The organism is Paraburkholderia sp. J69-1, assembly GCF_905220255.1.
Taxonomy (GTDB): domain Bacteria; phylum Pseudomonadota; class Gammaproteobacteria; order Burkholderiales; family Burkholderiaceae; genus Paraburkholderia.
In genome coordinates this window covers 206,815-222,668 of sequence record NZ_CAJMZG010000002.1, presented here as the reverse complement: position 1 = coordinate 222,668, position 15,854 = coordinate 206,815, and the positions used below count along the sequence as shown (strand labels likewise).

The following is a 15,854-nucleotide window of genomic DNA, read 5'->3' as shown; positions in this document are numbered from 1 at the left end:
CAGAGAGTGGAGGTGGGTAGCAATAGAAGGTAAGGAGAGTCGAGGTGGGTCATTAGTCGCGGAGTTGACACTGACCAAATTCGCGGCGAAGCAATTGCCGGAAGGACTGCTCACCGAAAGGCAGCGCTCCCGAACAACGGGGAATTTAGGGGCATCCAGAGGTATTAGCGTCGTGAGCGCGTGGGCTGCCACCATCCATGATGGTCGAGGTTTCGCAGCAGGTCCGCACGTCGTCGCTCCCGGCGGTAATGGACTAGCACACCGCGGAAGGCGACGATTAAAACTATCGTGCCGATAGTCAGGACCAGCCATGATTGGACCATGTGAGCCTCCTTGCAAACACGTGCATCAGAGACGGACGCTATTTAGGCTACGCACTTCAAATATAGCTTGGCTACGGGAGACTATATTGCCGATTTGACGTTGGCTGCGACATGGAGTGCTCGCCACGCTAGACGCACCGATGCACGCAGATGCGGACATTGGCGGCCATGTTTAGTCCGGTCGTGGCGCAGAGCCGAAGTTTCGAAAGGTCAACCAAGTGCGCTGCCAAGCGTCATAGCGTTGGCCAGAGCATGGCGATGAGGGGAACGACAAGCGCAGTTATCAGACCGTTAAGACCAATGCCAATTGCAGCGAACGCAGCAGCCAGGCCATTCAGTGGCGCTACCTGAGCTGCGGCGATGCCACTACCGGCGACGCCAGCGGCAAGGCCATGTGAGCGCCAGTCATCAATGCGGAGCCAACGAAGGACTGTCTGTCCAATGACTGCTGCGACGATGCCACCACCAATCGCGAGCGCAGCAGTTAGCGCTGGAACACCACCGACCTCTTGGGAGACTGCCATCGCAATTGGCGTCGTTACTGCTTTCGGGGCCATGGACAAGGCGACGTCCCTGCCACCATCGAGCAGCCAGACAATGACCACACCGCTAATCGTTGACGTGACCGACCCTGCAAAAAGCGCGAGCCCGAGCCCGTGCAGACTGCGACGAATGTGCTCGATATTTAGTGCCAAGGGGATAGCGAGCGCTACCGTTGCTGGTCCCAAGAGGAAGTTGATGAACTGTGCGCCCGCGAAATATTCTTGATACGGAGTACCTGTTGCCTGTAAAACGGCGACCATTAGCACTATTGCTACGAGCACTGGATTGGCCAATGGCGACTTACGGCACAACCGCTGCGCGAGTTGTCCAATGGCGAACGCGGCAACAGTAAGCGTGAGCCAAAGCAGCGGCGTTGGGGCAAGAGGTGTCCAAATTGTTGTGAACATTATCGTGTCTCCTGATGTCCACGAGCGGGATGTTCGTTCGAGGTACGCTCGGTTCTCCGCATGACTCGATGCATCACCATTGCTGTCACGATGAGTCCTAGAATCGTCGAGACAACGACGCCGACGACGATTGGTAGCCATGCGCGTCGGAGCACGCTGAGTTCAGCGATGATTCCCACCCCTGCCGGTACGAAGAGTAGCCCCATATTTGAAATCAGCGTTGACGCGCTCTTCTCGAGAGGAGAAGGTCCAGTTGGCGTTTTCGCGAGCCAATGCTTCGCAGGCCCAATAAGTCCAAGGGCAAGGACAAACATTCCAACGACAGGGCCCGGGAGGGGAAGGTGGAGAAGGCGACGGAGGACTTCTCCAATCAGTTGTGCACCGATGAGGATGAAAATTGTGAACGGCATGGCTATTCTGAGAATGCTCCTCCGGAGAGCCAGGCTCACGAAGCGTACAGCTTCGATTGAGGTACTTATGGACCGGAAGATAAGGCTTGTTGCACTAATGGACAGTGACGACCAATATCCTGTCCGAGCGGCGAGTTGCCGGGATATGGCTGTGGGAAGGGTAGGCTAGTATTCTGCGGCGAAGAATGCTCTTTGCGGGAAATCAGCTTTGCAGAAAAGGGATAGCCAAACCCGTAATGTTGCTATTCGACAGGGTCTCAGGGTAAGACCAAGACCTCGGGACGCGAAGCGCGTCGCAGCTAGATATGTGCGTCAACCCATGCGCGAGCCCACGCCAGTCCTGCTTCTTGTGCTTCTTGTTCCGTGTCGAACAAGCCAAGTACACCAGACGCTTCAACGAGCTTGTTGGCTTGGGTGATGGTGCCGCTTGCTGCGAACCTCTCTGGAGCCAGCAGTACGTCCTGCTGCGCTATCGCGTATCCCCATAGGATGAATGCCTTGTAGCTTTCTTGTTCCATGGCGCTTCCATCGCTCGCTCGTGCTCTATAAGTCAACCATTCTATGCGATGTCAGCAGCGCATCCCGGCGCAAGAGACGCGGCCGTTGGAAAGAGCTGGGGTTACGAAAGTGCGTCTTCGATGAGTTCAATCCAATGTCGAACGCGAGTACGTCCGGCTCCATCAAGATGAGCCTGGCAGCCAATGTTAGCGGTTACGATGAGCTCAGGGTTGCCGCTCTCGAGCGCATCGAGTTTCCGGTCTCGTAATGCAGTCGAGAGTTCGGCTTGTGTAATCGAGTACGTGCCGGCGGAGCCGCAGCAAAGATGGCCATCGGGGACGTTTGTCAGTTCGTATCCGAGTCTCGTAAGCACCCCTTCGACGGCCCCTCCAAGCTTTTGAGCGTGCTGCAGTGTACATGGGCAATGGAAAGCTATCCGTTCGCGTTTCCCCGCGCGCAGAGCTTCGATGGGCTCCTCCCTCAATACTTCGGAAAGGTCGCGCGCCAGCTTGCTGACACGAGCAGCCTTCGTCGCGTAGCGCGGGTCGTCGCGCAGCAGATGGCCGTACTCTTTCACAAATGCTCCGCAGCCACTCGCCGTTTGAATGATTGCTTCCGCGCCTGCCTCAATCTCCGGCCACCAAGCGTCAATGTTTCGGCGCGCGCGCTCAAGTCCAGCTTGTTGCGCGTCCAGATGGTAGTCGGTAGCTCCGCAGCAGCCGCTTTGCTGCGCGGCGACGATGCTAATACCCAGTCGGTCGAGTACGCGTGCCGTCGCGGCATTCGTGTTTGGTGAGAGGGCCGGTTGTACGCAGCCTTCGAGGATGAGCATTCGTCGTGCGTGTCTTGCAACCGGTCGCACCTTTGGAGCAACCGCGGCGCGCGGGATTTTTTGTTGAATCGAGCGTGGTAACAACGGGCGCGCGAGCTGGCCGGCTTTCAGCAATGTATTGAACACTGCTGGGCGCGGAATGACCTGCCGAAGCCCTTGGCGGAGAAGGCGAGAGCCGGACGGACGACTGACTCGGCGCTTAAGCTCGGCACGTCCGACGTCCAGCAAGGTGTGATACGTAACGCCCGACGGGCAGGTTGTTTCACAGTTACGGCAGGTCAGGCATCTGTCAAGGTGGAGCTGTGTTTTTTCTGTTACATCTTCCCCTTCAAGCAATTGCTTGATGAGATAAATGCGCCCCCGAGGCCCATCCAGTTCATTGCCTAAAATCTGATACGTGGGGCATGTCGCGTTGCAAAAGCCGCAGTGGACGCAACTCCGGAGAATGGACTCGGCCTCGTCTGCACGTGGGAGTCCTTTCGCTTGCTCGCTGAGTTTGGTTTGCATGGTGACTCGAATTAGAAATCGGCGTACATCCGTCCGGGGTTGAAGATGCCCCGCGGGTCCAGCTGATTTTTCAGGCCGCGGTGGAGGCGCAGCAAAGGAGCAGGAAGTGGCATGAACGGGCTATCCAACTCAGCGTTAGGCGAATAGCAGACAGCGTGTCCGCCAGAGGCACGTGCAAGTTCGCGAATCGTCGTCGGCGACTCGTTGCTCTTTAACCAGCGTTGTGCACCACCCCAATCGAGTAGAACTTCACCCGGTAGTGCCATTAGGCGTGTGGCAGAGGGGAACGAGAGGCGCCAGAGTGGCTCGACACGTTGGAAGAAGGGAAGCTTGCGCTCACGAAGCTTTGTCCAGAATTCCGTATCGAGTTCCTCGCCACCCATCCAGTCGAGAGCCGAAGTCACAGAACCAATGCCCCCTTCCAGTCGCACATGCAGACGGCCATCGAGGTAGCATGCTCCAGTGACCGGGAGCGCTCTACGGCGCCAGTTCAACAATTCCTTCATTGCATCGGACGGACTCAGTTCAAGCACGATGCTTCGCGCTGCGCGTGGTTTTGGGAGAACCTTGAGCGAAACCTCGGTCATAACACCGAGGCATCCAAAACTGCCAGCAGAGAGTCGGGCCATGTCGTAGCCGGCAACGTTCTTCATTACCTGGCCGCCAAAGCGTAGGTGTTTCGCAGTACCGGTAATTAGGCGGCAACCCAGGACGAAGTCTCGCATGGAGCCCGCCCAAGGGCGGCGCGGCCCGGAGAGGCCACTCGCGACCGCACCACCGACAGTTGCTATTCCGTTGTACTCTGGCGGCTCGCATGGGAGCATTTGGTCGGCCCTATCGAGCGCGGCGGATAGTTCCACCAATGGCGTGCCGCAGCGCGCCGTGATAACCAGTTCTGTCGGCTCATAATTGACGATTCCGCTATGACTGCGTGTGTCAAGCTCGATGGCCCCTGCGGCAGCAGCGCGGCCAAGGCATGTCTTGCTGTTTCCGCCTCGAATGGTGAGCGGGGTACGCATTAATGCGGCTCGCGCAACTTCGTCGACAAGGCGGTCACTATCGTCCGTTGACGGCAGAGAAGTCTGCATCAGAAACGCTCCAGTTCAGGAAACGGCAGCACGCCGTGGTGGACGTGCATCGAGCCGAATTCAGCGCATCGGTGCAAGGTTGGGATGTTCTTACCGGGATTCAGAAGTCCTTTGGGGTCAAACGCGGCCTTGAGTGCGTGAAACAGGTTCAATTCATCAGCGTTGAACTGTGCGCACATCTGATTTATTTTTTCGCGCCCAACTCCGTGCTCACCGGTGATGCTCCCGCCGACTTTCACGCACAGCTCTAAAATAGCGGCTCCGAGTGCCTCTGCTCGGTCCGTCTCCCCAGCGTTTGCGTCGAAGAGAATCAAAGGATGGAGATTGCCGTCCCCTGCGTGGAACACATTTGCCACTTGGAGCTGATGTTCTGCCGCGAGACGCTCAATGCCCGCAAGCACGCCAGGTAGCTCTCGCCGCGGAATCGTCCCGTCCATGCAGTAATAGTCTGGAGAAATACGGCCGACAGCAGGGAAGGCGTTCTTGCGCCCGGCCCAGAACTTCTGCCGCTCAGCCTCATCTCTGGCGAGCCTAACTTCGTTCGCTCCCGCTGCGAGCAAGATAGCTCCCACCTTTTCGCAGTCCTCGAAGACATCGCTTTCGCCACCGTCTACTTCGCACAAGAGAATTGCCGCCGCATCGACAGGGTAGCCGGCATGTATGAAGTCTTCTGCAGCGCGGATTGCAAGGTTGTCCATCATCTCGAGGCCGCCGGGAATCACGCCAGCAGCGATGATGTCTGCGACTGCTATGCCGGCGCGCTCAACGTCGTCGAAGCTTGCCAGCAGCACCCGGGCACTTTCGGGTTTGGTCAGTAGCTTGACGGTTACCTCGACGACGATGCCGAGCATCCCCTCGGAGCCCGTGAAAAGAGCGAGCAAATCGAATCCCGGGGAGTCAAGTGCTTCGGAGCCAAGCGTAACTCGCTCGCCTTCAATCGTCAGAATTTCTAGCTTGAGGATGTTGTGAACCGTCAGGCCGTATTTCAGACAATGGACGCCGCCGGCATTTTCAGCGACGTTGCCACCGATTGAACATGCAATTTGGGATGATGGGTCCGGAGCATAATAGAGACCATATTTTGCTGCCGCTTGCGAGATGGCCAAATTCCGGACGCCCGGTTGAACGCGCGCAACGCTCGCTTCCGGGTCAATCTCGAGGATGCGATTGAAGCGAGCCATCACAAGCAATATGCCTTTTTCGAGCGGCAACGCGCCGCCCGACAGTCCCGTACCTGCGCCACGCGCAACCACAGGGATGCTGGCCTCATTCGCGTAGCGCAGAAGCGTTGCGACTTGTTCGATAGTCTCTGGAAGTGCGACAAGTAGCGGTGTGGTGCGGTACGCCGAAAGTCCGTCACACTCGAATGGACGCAAATCTTCGACTTCATGAAGCACGGTGAGGCTCGGGATGCGCACGCGCAATTCGGCAACAACTGCTGCTCTGTCGTGGTCGACGAGCGGCCCATCAACCGCTTCGTCGTAGCGATAACTCATGGGGTGTCTCCTCGCCTTGTCCGACGAGTCAAAGCGACCGGTCGGCAGGTGTCTTGGAGCTGATTCTCACTGTCTCCCCAGCGCTTGTCGATGGCATAAAGTAGTGGTCATACCAGTTTCTCTGATGGAGGATTTCCCCAGTTGCCACCAAGCCCGCTTGCTGCGGATGATTGCGGAACTGGTAATCGACCTAATGTTTGGGTCGCCTAGCTGGTCATACCACTTTTCAGCGAATAGCCGATGGAAACTCGTGATAGTGTCAACCAGACTCCCACGCGACTGGTTGCAGACGTCGTAGCAGAGCAGATTGAGCGCCTTGTTATTGACGGGGTCCTCAAGGAAGGCCAAGCTTTACCCTCGGAGCGTCGCCTAGTCGAGAAGCTGGGTGTATCGAGAACGGCGCTGAGAGAAGGGTTGAAGCTGTTGAGGGCAAGGGGGATTATCGAAACCTCGCACGGACGTGGTTCGACAGTAGCGAGTCTCACAGGAAAAGTGGAGACTTCGCCGCTTATGTACCTGCTGGGCTCTCAACCTCGTACGCTGTACGAGCTGTACGAGGTGCGGGGCTTACTGGAAGCGGAGTCTGCCCGACTTGCAGCGCTTCGCGGCACGCAAGCCGACTATGTTCTGATTACGCGCCGGTATGAGGAAATGGTCGCTGCCGGTGGGCCCGATATTAGCCCGTCGACGCATGCCAGGCTCGACCACGCGTTTCACCGCGCTATTTGCGAGGCTTCACACAATGCAGTGCTTGTCCACACGCTCAGCGTGTTAACAGAACCACTTTTGAGTTCGGTATTCGCGTCCGTGAATAACCTGTACCACCGTGAGCCGCATAAGCGAGTCATTGACCGTCAACATGCGCGCTTATACAACGCCGTTGTTGGCAAACTACCTGAGCAAGCGCGGAAGGCCGCCGCGGACCATATAAACAGCATATGTGCAGCGTTGCGAGAAATCGAGCAGGAAGAACAACGGCTTGTGCGTGCAACGCTTCGGCTTGAAGGTTGGCAATGACGTACCACAAGATTGTCCAAACTAGTTGATGTCTCGGCTTGGCGAGTATGAACCCGAGATGAAACTCGTATAAAGCTGGATTAATCCATTGAAGATTAATTAAATAATATAAATTTAAGGCATGATTGCTGCCGCTAGCGAGTCGAACACAAGCCGAAGCCCGGCAGGAACAGGGCAGCGTTGTGCGGTACAAGATTTCCGAAGGCTCCGGAGTGAATTGCTGTAGAACGGGAATCAGCCTGCCATCCGCGATGTAAGTGGCAAGATGCTCCACCGACGCGTTTTGAGCGAATTTCGCAGCCAGGTACGATCCTCCATCGATGCGGCGTGTACAGTCGAAGAGCCAAAAATATTTGGCATTAAGGAACGGCCATGATTTTCCGTACGAGACGCAGAAGATGTCACAAACATTTGAGCGCAAGCTCGGGTTGGATGAGTCGGTACGACTCAGTGACAAAATTGTTTTCCGTGAACCGCCCCGGATTTTGTGGAGGCTCGGATTCTTGAGAGAATCGAGCTATGAACAAGAAGGCAACCAAGTTTTCGCCAGAAGTGCGCGAGCGCGCAGTGCGCCTGGTGCGCCAGCAGCGTAGTGAACATCCGTCGATGTGGGCGGCAATCGAGTCCATTGCACCGATGATCGGCTGCACACCGCAGACGCTGCACGAATGGGTCAAACGCGAACAGATCGAACAAGGCGAGCGTGATGGCGTGACCACAGATGAGCGCGAACGCCTGAAGGCGCTGGAGCGCGAAGTCAAGGAGCTACGTCGAGCCAACGAGATTCTCAAGGTGGCGAGCGCGTTTTTCGCCCAGGCGGAGCTCGACCGCCGTTTCAAGTCCTGAAGGCCTTCGTCGATCAGCATCGCGACACCTTCGGGGTCGAGCCGATCTGGAAGGTCTTGCAGATTGCCCCGTCGGGCTACCGACGCCATGCGGCACAGCTTCGCGATCCGTCCAGACGCAGCACCCGCGCCAAACGCGATGCGCTTCTGCAACCCGAGATCCAGCGTGTCTGGCAGGCCAACATGCAGGTCTATGGCGTGCCGAAGGTCCGGAGGCAGGTGAACCGGGAAGGGATTTCCGTGGCTCGCTGTACGGTCGCACGGCTGATGAAGCGGCAAGGTCTTCGCGGCGCGGTTCGTGGCAAGCGCCTTCGCACGACGATTGCCGATGCGAGTGCACCGCGTCCGCTGGACCGGGTCAACCGGCAGTTCAAGGCGCAGCGGCCGAACCAGCTCTGGGAATCGGATTTTACGTACGTTTCGACGTGGCAAGGCTGGCTGTATGTGGCATTCGTAATCGACGTGTTCGCCCGCCGTATCGTTGGCGGGCGCGTGAGCTCGTCGATGACCGCGGACTTCGTGCTGGATGCGCTGGAACAGGCGCTGTATGCGCGGCAAGCGGGCGGCGACGGGACGCTGATTCACCATTCAGACCGTGGATCGCAATACGTCAGCATTCTGTACTCCGAACGTTTGGCTGAGGCCGGAATTGAGCCGTCTGTCGGCAGCCGGGGTGATAGCTACGATAACGCGCTGGCTGAAACGATCAACGGTCTATACAAGACTGAACTGATTCATCGGCGCGCGCCGTGGAAGACGCGAGAGTCGGTAGAACTGGCAACGCTGGAATGGGTGGCCTGGTACAACCATCGCCGGTTGATGGAGCCGCTGGGCCATATCCTGCCCGCTGAAGCTGAGGCAATGAAATGAACGTCTCCCACCCCTGCGATCGCTCAAGCATCTTGTATTCAGGCAGATGCTCGCGAGCCAATAGCATCAAAGGGTGTCCAAGAAGGAGGATCATGAAAGTCTTCACGGGCAAACCGGAGTAACCGCCATGCAGCTTACGCCAGTTGGAGTTGACATAGCAAAGTCAGTGTTTCAGGTGCACCACGTGGACCTCGAAACTGGGGAGATCGTAAACAAGGCGCTCAAGCGAGCCGGATTTCTGGAGTACTTCGCCAATTGCTTGCCGTGTCTGATTGGCATGGAGGCATGTGGCGGTGCACAACACTGGGCGCGCGAGTTGATGAAGCTAGGACACGAGGTCAAGCTGATGCCCGCGCGTCTGGTCAAAGCATTTAACATCGGCAACAAGAGCGACGCGGCGGATGCTAAAGCGATCTGGTTGGCGGTGCAGCAACCTTGCAAGGCGGTCGCGGTCAAGACAGAAGACCAACAGGCAGTGCTGGCCATGCACCGAGTGCGGCAGCAGTTGATCAAGATTCGCACTATGCAGATCAACGCGCTACGTGGCTTGCTGACCGAGTACGGCGAGGTCATTGGCGCGAGCCGTGCGGCATTGGACAAAGAGATGCCGGGCGCGCTGGAGAGACTGGCGGATCGATTGCCCGCCATGCTGATTGAAACATTGCGCGAACGGTACAGCGAGCTAACGAAGTTGGATGAGCAGATTGGCAGGATCGAGCAACGACTCAAGGTGTGGATGAGACAAGACAAGGCATGCCAGGCCATTGCGGAAATACCGGGTGTTGGGCTGCTAACCGCCACGACAGCAGTTGCCACAATGGGAGACGCCAAGGTACTCCGATCGGGCCGGGAGTTTGCCGCGTATATCGGCTTGGTGCCGAAGCAGTCGGGCTCGGGGGGCAAGGTGAACTTGCTAGGCATCAGCAAGCGAGGGGATACATATTTGCGCACGCTGCTGATTAATGGCGCACATAGTGTGCTTGCGCACGTGAAGGAGTCTGGATCGTGGGTTGAGCAGATTCGGAAACGCCGGCCACCAAACGTGGTGACTGTTGCGCTCGCCAACAAGATGGCCCGCATGATTTGGGCAGTGCTAGCGCATGAACGCCGATACGAAAAAGACTACGCCAGCGCCCAGGCAATATGACCGCAAGCAGGTGCAGAAAAAATAGATCAAATTTTACAGGATAGATCGTCGAAGGTTGCGCAGGCGTTTCGCGTGTGATGACAGATCAGGTAGGACCGTGACTTGCTAAACCTGAGTAGTTTGCGGAGCTCAAAGCTCGTTGAGGCAATTAGGCACAAGTTAGCGGATTTCATCGGGGCCCGCAGCAAAAACTGGCTGCAACAAGGCCGGATATACAGCTGCAACCCATCCTGTCCGTCTACGCACAAGAGAGCTTGCTCAAACGGGAGACGTTCATATACAAACTACTACCGGCAGCTCAAAAATACCGCTGAGCTGGCCGTGTTAACTTAAACGTAAGCGATCCACGAACGACGTCCCTCAGAGTATGTTGCGGAACGCGTGGGGCGTGGTCGAGGCAGGTCAGCGGAGGTCGATGGGCATTCGCCAGGGAACAAGCGCCTCGTAGTCGTCGGCGGTCTTTGCCTGGGGCAGACGCTCGAACAGCCAAGTCAGGTAACGGTATGGATCGATACCATTGGCTTTGCAGGTTTGAACGAGACTAAAAAGATTTGCGCTGGCATGTGCGCCGGCGACTGTATCTGCGAACAGGAACCCCTTGCGTGCAACGACAAACGGTCGAATGGAATTCTCACAAGGATTGTTCGATAGCGGCCAGTCACCGTTCTCGAGGTAACGCACCAGCTTCGGCCACTGCTCACGTAGATAGCCCAATGCCCGGCCAAGCAAACTCTGAGGCAGCACCCCTGGAGATTGCTCGATCATGAGATTCCGAATGACCTCGAGTACGCGGGCACTATAGCGTTGCCGCAGGCGCTGACGCCGGCCCGCACTCCACGTTTTACTGCGCGCCTCGGCGGCAAACAACTTGCCAAACAGTTTGATGAAGCGTGTCGCAAGCAGATCTGGCGTGCGTGCGGCCTTGGGGACGTTCTCCTCCGCCTTCACAAAGTAACGGCGCGCATGCACAAGACATCCAAGGTGAACAAGCTTATACCGCTCGGCGATACCGTTATAGGCCTCGTAGCCATCGCTCATCAGCGCAGCGCCTTCCTGCACGCCTGCGAACAGCTTGTCAGCGAGCTTCGCCCCGCGACCCGGCGTGTAGGTATAGCAACAGATCGGGATTCCCGTGCCCGTCATTTGACACCAGAGATAGCTCTTCGTCTGCGGTTTGCGTCCCTTCTCCTTGAGAACCTGGAAGGTCGTCTCGTCAGTGAGGATCACCGTTGCCTCAAGCAGCGCGTCGCGCATCAGGTTGATCACCGGCTGCGTCGCGAGGCCGACCTTAACTATGCTGGCTGCGATCGTGTTTGACGAGATATCACCACCGAAGCGGCGAAGCAGGCCAGCCTGACGATACAGCGGCATGCCAAACTGGAATTTTCCCGCCGCGATCCAGGCAAGTGCAGATTCGGTCAGGAGTCCTCGTGGGATGATGCGCGGTGGCGCCGACGTGACCTTGATGCCCAGATCACAGCATGGGCATGCATACTTGACCCGCTGATGCTGGATTACGCGTAGCTGTTCAGGAATCACGTCGAGTTGCTCGCTGATTTCCACGCCGAACTCGACCAGGGCATGGCCGTCGTTGCTACAGAAACGCTCGGCCTCCGGAAGTTCGTGCCGGCGGATCTCGCGGGGCAGACCTGGATCGAGCGGCTTACGGTGACCGCGCTTTTTGCGTGCATGCTCACCGACCTTCGTTTCGGGCGTATCCTCCTGGGCAGGTGCCGCGTTCTCGCCAAGCGCCTCAGCTTCGTTGAACAGCCCGAACTGTTCCTAGTCCCGTGCTTCGCTCTTTGCGCCAAACAGCTCACGCCGGTAGGCACGCAGCCGTTCCTCGGCCAGGTCGCGCTCCGCGCTCACCAGACGCAGCATGCTGCGGGTTTCCTCGTGCTCGCGCTCAAGCGTGGCATACGCCTCGCGCATGGCGAGTAACGCATTGAGTTCGTCGGCAGAGATCGTGATCTGGGCGGGCATGCCGGATTAGACCATGTGTGGCCGCCCCATGTTCAGCTCACGCGCAAATATTCCGCCCGTGGATGTCGGTGGATTGCAGTGATATCGTCGCCATCGAGCAGCGCGTGCAGCGACGCTGGCGTTAATGCCACGACTTCGGTCTTCCTGTCTGGCCATATGAAACGGCTTGTTTCAAGGCGTTTCGTCATCAACCAGAAACCGCTACCATCCCATCCGATGATCTTGACCCTGTCACGGCGGCGGTTTCCGAAGATAAAAAGAGAGGAGTCCATCGGGTTCAGATGCATGGCCTGCTCGACGAGAATCGACAGGCTGTTCATGCCGTAGCGGAAATCGACGGGATCGCGGTGCAGGTACACCTTCAGGTTTTCGTCGAAGCGGAACACGGCATCCTCCCCAGAATCTGGACCAGGGTGGTCAGTTCGTCGATGCTCGCGATGGCCTTGCCCATTTCGAGCTCGACGCCGTTGGCCAGTCGCACATGCAGCGCAAGCGTCATCGACAAAGGCGGCGGTGTTGGCACCGGCGCAGGCGGTATCGAAACGACCGGCACAAACGCGGGAGGCGCAGCGGTAGCGACGAGCTTGCGCGAATCCGGCAGGTCGATGGTCACGCCATCGACCTCATCCGACGAGGGGGCGTCGTCATTACTGTTGTGCTGCACCGGCAAGATGCCTTGCTCACGCTCCATCAAGTACTTCGTGATCCACTTGCGCAGCAGGTTGGCATTGACCCCGTGCTCTTGCGCTAACCGGGCTACCGATACGCCCGGCCGCAACGCTGCCTCGATCAATAGCCGCTTGCTCTTCTCGTCGTAGCGCCGACGGCCGTCGGCGCTCTGGCGAACCACTTTTAACTCTGAGTCTTTGTCAGCCATAGGTGTCCACCTTCGCAGTAGGTGGACGCCTATGCTCCCCCCTCAGAGTACCGCTGGGTAGACGTCGATAATGGACCGCTTACACTTAAACCAACCGGCCTCCACGATTCCCGGTGCGGTTCAAACGGGGCCGCGATGCCGTCAGCGACTCCACGATAACCGGCTAGAAGTTGCTGGTTAAATATGGACTTTGGGCGTTTTTGAGCCGACATCTACTTCTACGATCTGGATGGACGAGGGTATCAGTAGTATCGCATGGAGTCGTGCGTGGACGGCAGCGCGTCTACCTGGCCAACCTTCGGCTCAACGGTCCTTTGCATCCGGTGACAGATCGCACACGGCGTCTTTCACGTTGCCAGTTTCAATTTCACATATCATCGCTCGCGCGATAGCAATTGCAGATGCTTCACCACTGGGTGAAGTGGGCCTAGACGTTTGAGCGCTAGTCGGTAGCTAGAGTCGGGCCGATATCATCTTTCGGACGGGCTGTGCGATAAGCGATGGGAGATTCGCCGAATTCCTTTTTGAATTCTCGTCCGAGATGAGACGCATCGGAAAACCCGCAAGACGTGGCGATGTCAGCAACTGTTCGGTCCGAACTTTTCAATAGCCAGGACGCCATGCGGATGCGTATCTGTCTGCCATAAGCTTGCGGCGGTTTGCCGGTCTCGGAGGCGAACAGGCGTTCCAGCTGTCTGACCGACATCTCCAGTCGGCGTGCGAGATCGGCCAGGCTCAGAGGCCTCCCGATAGACTGCTCCATCAATAATATTGCGCGGCGTACTTTCGGGTGCGCCGCCGGTTCGAGTCCAGGGGGATGGGGTTGTGGAGCGTTGCCCTTTTGTACGTCATCGACGAGCATGATTCGCAACGCCTTATGCACGATGGTCGCCTCCACGTGGCGAAGGAGAATTGCAGCCGCGACGTCAATCGAAGCACGTCCGCCGGAACACGTAATGCGGCGCCTGTCGATAACAAACAGCCGGTCAGCAACAAGATTGCGTTCATTAACAAAAGGGTATCGCTCGACGAAGTCCCAGTAATGGAACCAGCTCACGCAAATGCGATAGCCGTCCATCACGTCGGCCCGCATCAATGCGAATGCGCCGGTACAGATCCCGACTAGGGTAGCGGGTGTCTTCGCCGCGTCTCGAATGAACTGGAGCGTGGCTCTGCTCGCCGGTGGGCCGGAATGCAACAAACCGCCGACCACAACAACGTAGTCTAGCTCGCCCAGCTCGTCGAAGGTCATCCATGGCGTAACCTGGATACTGCAACTCGCCCTTACAGGCACCAGCGATTCGCCGACGATTGTCCAGGAGCAGCGCACAGGGCGGCTCATGTCGGCTTCGTCACTAGCAAGTCTGAGCAGATCGACGAAGCCCGAAAACGCGGTCAACGTAAAGTTCGGCAAAAGCACGATGCCGAAGCGCAAGGGCCGGGAGGAGGTCACGCTGTTGTCAGACATGTCGTTCACGATCGCGCTGGCCGCGCGCAGAGCACGAGGAGAGATCTTGCGACTCACCGATAGTGCTCAGACGCGCGTACTCAATAGGAGACGACTAATGCGAATAGCCGGCCGCAGTTTCCGAGAGTGTTTTCCCCGCAGTCTCAGGCGCCAGCCATTGCGACAGTGCTGCGCCGATGCCGGCGATGCCAGCAGCTACGAGTATGGTCCCCGAGGCGCCGATATGACTAATCGACCATGGCAGGAGAAACGTGCCAAGACCGGCGCCAACCCGGCTGACGGCAGCGGCGAACCCCGTACCGATCCCACGTGCCTCAGTCGGGAAGACCTCGGCAGGATAGACGCCTGTCAGCGTGTTATATCCCGCATTAAAAAAGGAGAATACGAGAAATAACACCAGCACTGCCGCAGGAGGGGCGCTAGCCCAGAGGCCGATGATCGCAAGGACTACAGTGCACAGCCACTGTGGGGGTACGGTGAGGGCACGGCGGCCGATCTTGTCGATAAGGACAACCGTGAGAACGACTCCGGCCAAAGCGACCGCAGAGAGACCGACGCCACCGGCCAGTCCACCACTCAATCCGTATTTCTGAAGAACGCTGTCCGCGAACGTTGCAATTGCGAAATACGGTGTGACGGCACAAAGCCAGAACATGGACATGAACAGTGTGGCGCGCCAGTACAGCGGAGAAAAGAGCATTCCGAGCCTGAAGCAGCCACTCTTCGGGCATTCGCGTTCAACATCAGCCATTTCTGCGGGACTTTCCAGATATCGTCGCGCCACGGCCCGTGCTTCGCTGACTCTTTTCTGGTTCCACAGCCAGCGTGGTGACTCCGGGAGGCCCAAGCGTGCGACGAACAGGATCGCCGCGATGAAGGTACTGGTGCCGAGGATGAACCTCCAGCCCAGATTAGTCGACTCATTGAGCATGTACCCGACAGTGAAGGCGACCATAAACCCGCCATACCACGCCACCTGAATCAGCGCCATGAGCCGGCCGCGGAGCCTGGCGGGTGCAAACTCCGACATCAGCGGCCAGCCCACTGAGTATTCGGCGCCAATTGCCACACCCATCATCAGCCGAACAATGAACAGCTGTAATGGTGAGCTCACGAAGAACTGCAGAACCGAAGAAACGACAAAGAGGCCCATATCCGCCATAAAAAGCGGTTTGCGGCCGTACTTGTCGGCTGCCCAGCCCCCGACGGGCGAGCCGAATAGGATGCCAAACAAGGCGCCAGCGGCGATCAGACCTTCCCAAAACGTCGAAATTTCGAGATCAGCAGTCAGCCTGGCGCTCACCGGGCCGACAATTCCCAAAATATAACCATCGAGGAACGTTCCGCCTGACAGGACGAAAATCAAACGTAAAACGAACCGCCGTTTGAACATGGTTGACGTCTCCGCTTGGGCGATCTTGCCGCCGACAGCGGATATAGTCTCATTTTGCGATGCCATCGTAGTGCCTCCTATTCTCTGTCCAGCCTGCGCCAGTCTCGGGGGCAGGCGAACGGTCTCTGTTCACGGCCTTCTCTCCGCATG

Annotated in this window: 13 protein-coding genes, 1 pseudogene and 1 other annotated feature; of the genes and pseudogenes, 3 read left to right on the top strand and 11 right to left on the bottom strand. The window is 57.7% G+C overall.

What is annotated here, in order from left to right:
* Positions 1 to 556 precede the first annotated feature (556 nt).
* The 6 genes from U5A67_RS04150 to glcD form a co-directional block, all read right to left on the bottom strand.
* Positions 557 to 1,273, bottom strand: a complete 717-nt coding sequence (locus tag U5A67_RS04150; protein WP_321813163.1) for an LrgB family protein — start codon at positions 1,271 to 1,273, stop codon at positions 557 to 559.
* Positions 1,273 to 1,683: a CidA/LrgA family protein gene (locus U5A67_RS40680; RefSeq protein WP_415767751.1), complete on the bottom strand. Its 411-nt coding sequence runs from the start codon at positions 1,681 to 1,683 to the stop codon at positions 1,273 to 1,275. The genes U5A67_RS04150 and U5A67_RS40680 overlap by 1 nt, the downstream gene beginning before the upstream one ends.
* A gap of 299 nt (positions 1,684 to 1,982) precedes the next feature.
* Positions 1,983 to 2,201 carry a hypothetical protein gene (locus U5A67_RS04145; RefSeq protein ID WP_321813162.1) on the bottom strand — a complete coding sequence of 73 codons (219 nt, stop codon included), beginning with the start codon at positions 2,199 to 2,201 and terminating at the stop codon, positions 1,983 to 1,985.
* A gap of 101 nt (positions 2,202 to 2,302) precedes the next feature.
* On the bottom strand, positions 2,303 to 3,520 hold the full coding sequence (gene glcF, locus U5A67_RS04140; protein ID WP_321813161.1) for a glycolate oxidase subunit GlcF: 1,218 nt from the start codon (positions 3,518 to 3,520) through the stop codon (positions 2,303 to 2,305).
* 11 nt (positions 3,521 to 3,531) lie between these two features.
* A complete protein-coding gene (glcE, locus tag U5A67_RS04135; protein ID WP_321813160.1) occupies positions 3,532 to 4,608 on the bottom strand; it encodes a glycolate oxidase subunit GlcE in 1,077 nt (358 codons plus the stop codon).
* The gene (glcD, locus tag U5A67_RS04130) at positions 4,608 to 6,104 is read right to left on the bottom strand and encodes a glycolate oxidase subunit GlcD (RefSeq protein ID WP_321813159.1); all 1,497 of its coding nucleotides are present in this window, start codon (positions 6,102 to 6,104) and stop codon (positions 4,608 to 4,610) included. The genes glcE and glcD overlap by 1 nt, the downstream gene beginning before the upstream one ends.
* Positions 6,105 to 6,344: 240 nt before the next feature.
* Here glcD and glcC point away from each other — a divergent pair, with 240 nt between their 5' ends.
* From glcC to U5A67_RS04115, 3 genes are all read left to right on the top strand, one after another.
* A complete protein-coding gene (gene glcC / locus U5A67_RS04125) occupies positions 6,345 to 7,121 on the top strand; it encodes a transcriptional regulator GlcC (RefSeq protein WP_321813158.1) in 777 nt (258 codons plus the stop codon).
* A 519-nt stretch (positions 7,122 to 7,640) separates the two neighbouring features.
* Positions 7,641 to 8,836, top strand: a protein-coding gene (locus U5A67_RS04120) for an IS3 family transposase (protein WP_321813157.1) whose coding sequence is annotated in 2 segments (ribosomal slippage) — positions 7,641 to 7,932 and positions 7,932 to 8,836 — 1,197 coding nt in all. Because the reading frame shifts where the segments join, the coding sequence is not laid out codon by codon here.
* Positions 7,922 to 8,038: a sequence feature (AL1L pseudoknot), on the top strand. Its footprint overlaps the gene before it by 117 nt.
* A gap of 127 nt (positions 8,837 to 8,963) precedes the next feature.
* Entirely contained in the window at positions 8,964 to 9,983 is a 1,020-nt protein-coding gene (locus U5A67_RS04115; RefSeq protein ID WP_321813156.1) for an IS110 family transposase, read from the top strand.
* Between the two features lie 402 nt (positions 9,984 to 10,385).
* On the opposite strand, the pseudogene tnpC reads toward U5A67_RS04115, so the two are convergent.
* From tnpC to U5A67_RS04090, 5 genes and pseudogenes are all read right to left on the bottom strand, one after another.
* A pseudogene (tnpC, locus tag U5A67_RS04110) lies at positions 10,386 to 11,966 on the bottom strand (IS66 family transposase).
* 32 nt (positions 11,967 to 11,998) lie between these two features.
* A complete protein-coding gene (tnpB, locus tag U5A67_RS04105; RefSeq protein WP_321813155.1) occupies positions 11,999 to 12,352 on the bottom strand; it encodes an IS66 family insertion sequence element accessory protein TnpB in 354 nt (117 codons plus the stop codon).
* Positions 12,328 to 12,843 carry an IS66-like element accessory protein TnpA gene (tnpA, locus tag U5A67_RS04100; protein WP_321813154.1) on the bottom strand — a complete coding sequence of 172 codons (516 nt, stop codon included), beginning with the start codon at positions 12,841 to 12,843 and terminating at the stop codon, positions 12,328 to 12,330. Before tnpA ends, tnpB begins: the two co-directional genes overlap by 25 nt.
* A 442-nt stretch (positions 12,844 to 13,285) precedes the next feature.
* Positions 13,286 to 14,311, bottom strand: a complete 1,026-nt coding sequence (locus U5A67_RS04095) for a GlxA family transcriptional regulator (protein ID WP_321813391.1) — start codon at positions 14,309 to 14,311, stop codon at positions 13,286 to 13,288.
* A gap of 94 nt (positions 14,312 to 14,405) precedes the next feature.
* The gene (locus tag U5A67_RS04090) at positions 14,406 to 15,770 is read right to left on the bottom strand and encodes an MFS transporter (protein WP_321813153.1); all 1,365 of its coding nucleotides are present in this window, start codon (positions 15,768 to 15,770) and stop codon (positions 14,406 to 14,408) included.
* Positions 15,771 to 15,854 lie beyond the last annotated feature (84 nt).

Excerpts from the sequence above, each read along its gene's own strand:
- U5A67_RS04150 (WP_321813163.1), bottom strand. The coding sequence starts at position 1,273 with ATGTTCACAACAATTTGGACACCTCTTGCCCCAACGCCGCTGCTTTGG.
- U5A67_RS40680 (WP_415767751.1), bottom strand. The coding sequence starts at position 1,683 with ATGCCGTTCACAATTTTCATCCTCATCGGTGCACAACTGATTGGAGAA.
- U5A67_RS04145 (WP_321813162.1), bottom strand. The coding sequence starts at position 2,201 with ATGGAACAAGAAAGCTACAAGGCATTCATCCTATGGGGATACGCGATA.
- glcF (WP_321813161.1), bottom strand. The coding sequence starts at position 3,520 with ATGCAAACCAAACTCAGCGAGCAAGCGAAAGGACTCCCACGTGCAGAC.
- glcE (WP_321813160.1), bottom strand. The coding sequence starts at position 4,608 with ATGCAGACTTCTCTGCCGTCAACGGACGATAGTGACCGCCTTGTCGAC.
- glcD (WP_321813159.1), bottom strand. The coding sequence starts at position 6,104 with ATGAGTTATCGCTACGACGAAGCGGTTGATGGGCCGCTCGTCGACCAC.
- glcC (WP_321813158.1), top strand. The coding sequence starts at position 6,345 with ATGGAAACTCGTGATAGTGTCAACCAGACTCCCACGCGACTGGTTGCA.
- U5A67_RS04115 (WP_321813156.1), top strand. The coding sequence starts at position 8,964 with ATGCAGCTTACGCCAGTTGGAGTTGACATAGCAAAGTCAGTGTTTCAG.
- tnpA (WP_321813154.1), bottom strand. The coding sequence starts at position 12,843 with ATGGCTGACAAAGACTCAGAGTTAAAAGTGGTTCGCCAGAGCGCCGAC.
- U5A67_RS04095 (WP_321813391.1), bottom strand. The coding sequence starts at position 14,311 with ATGTCTGACAACAGCGTGACCTCCTCCCGGCCCTTGCGCTTCGGCATC.
- U5A67_RS04090 (WP_321813153.1), bottom strand. The coding sequence starts at position 15,770 with ATGGCATCGCAAAATGAGACTATATCCGCTGTCGGCGGCAAGATCGCC.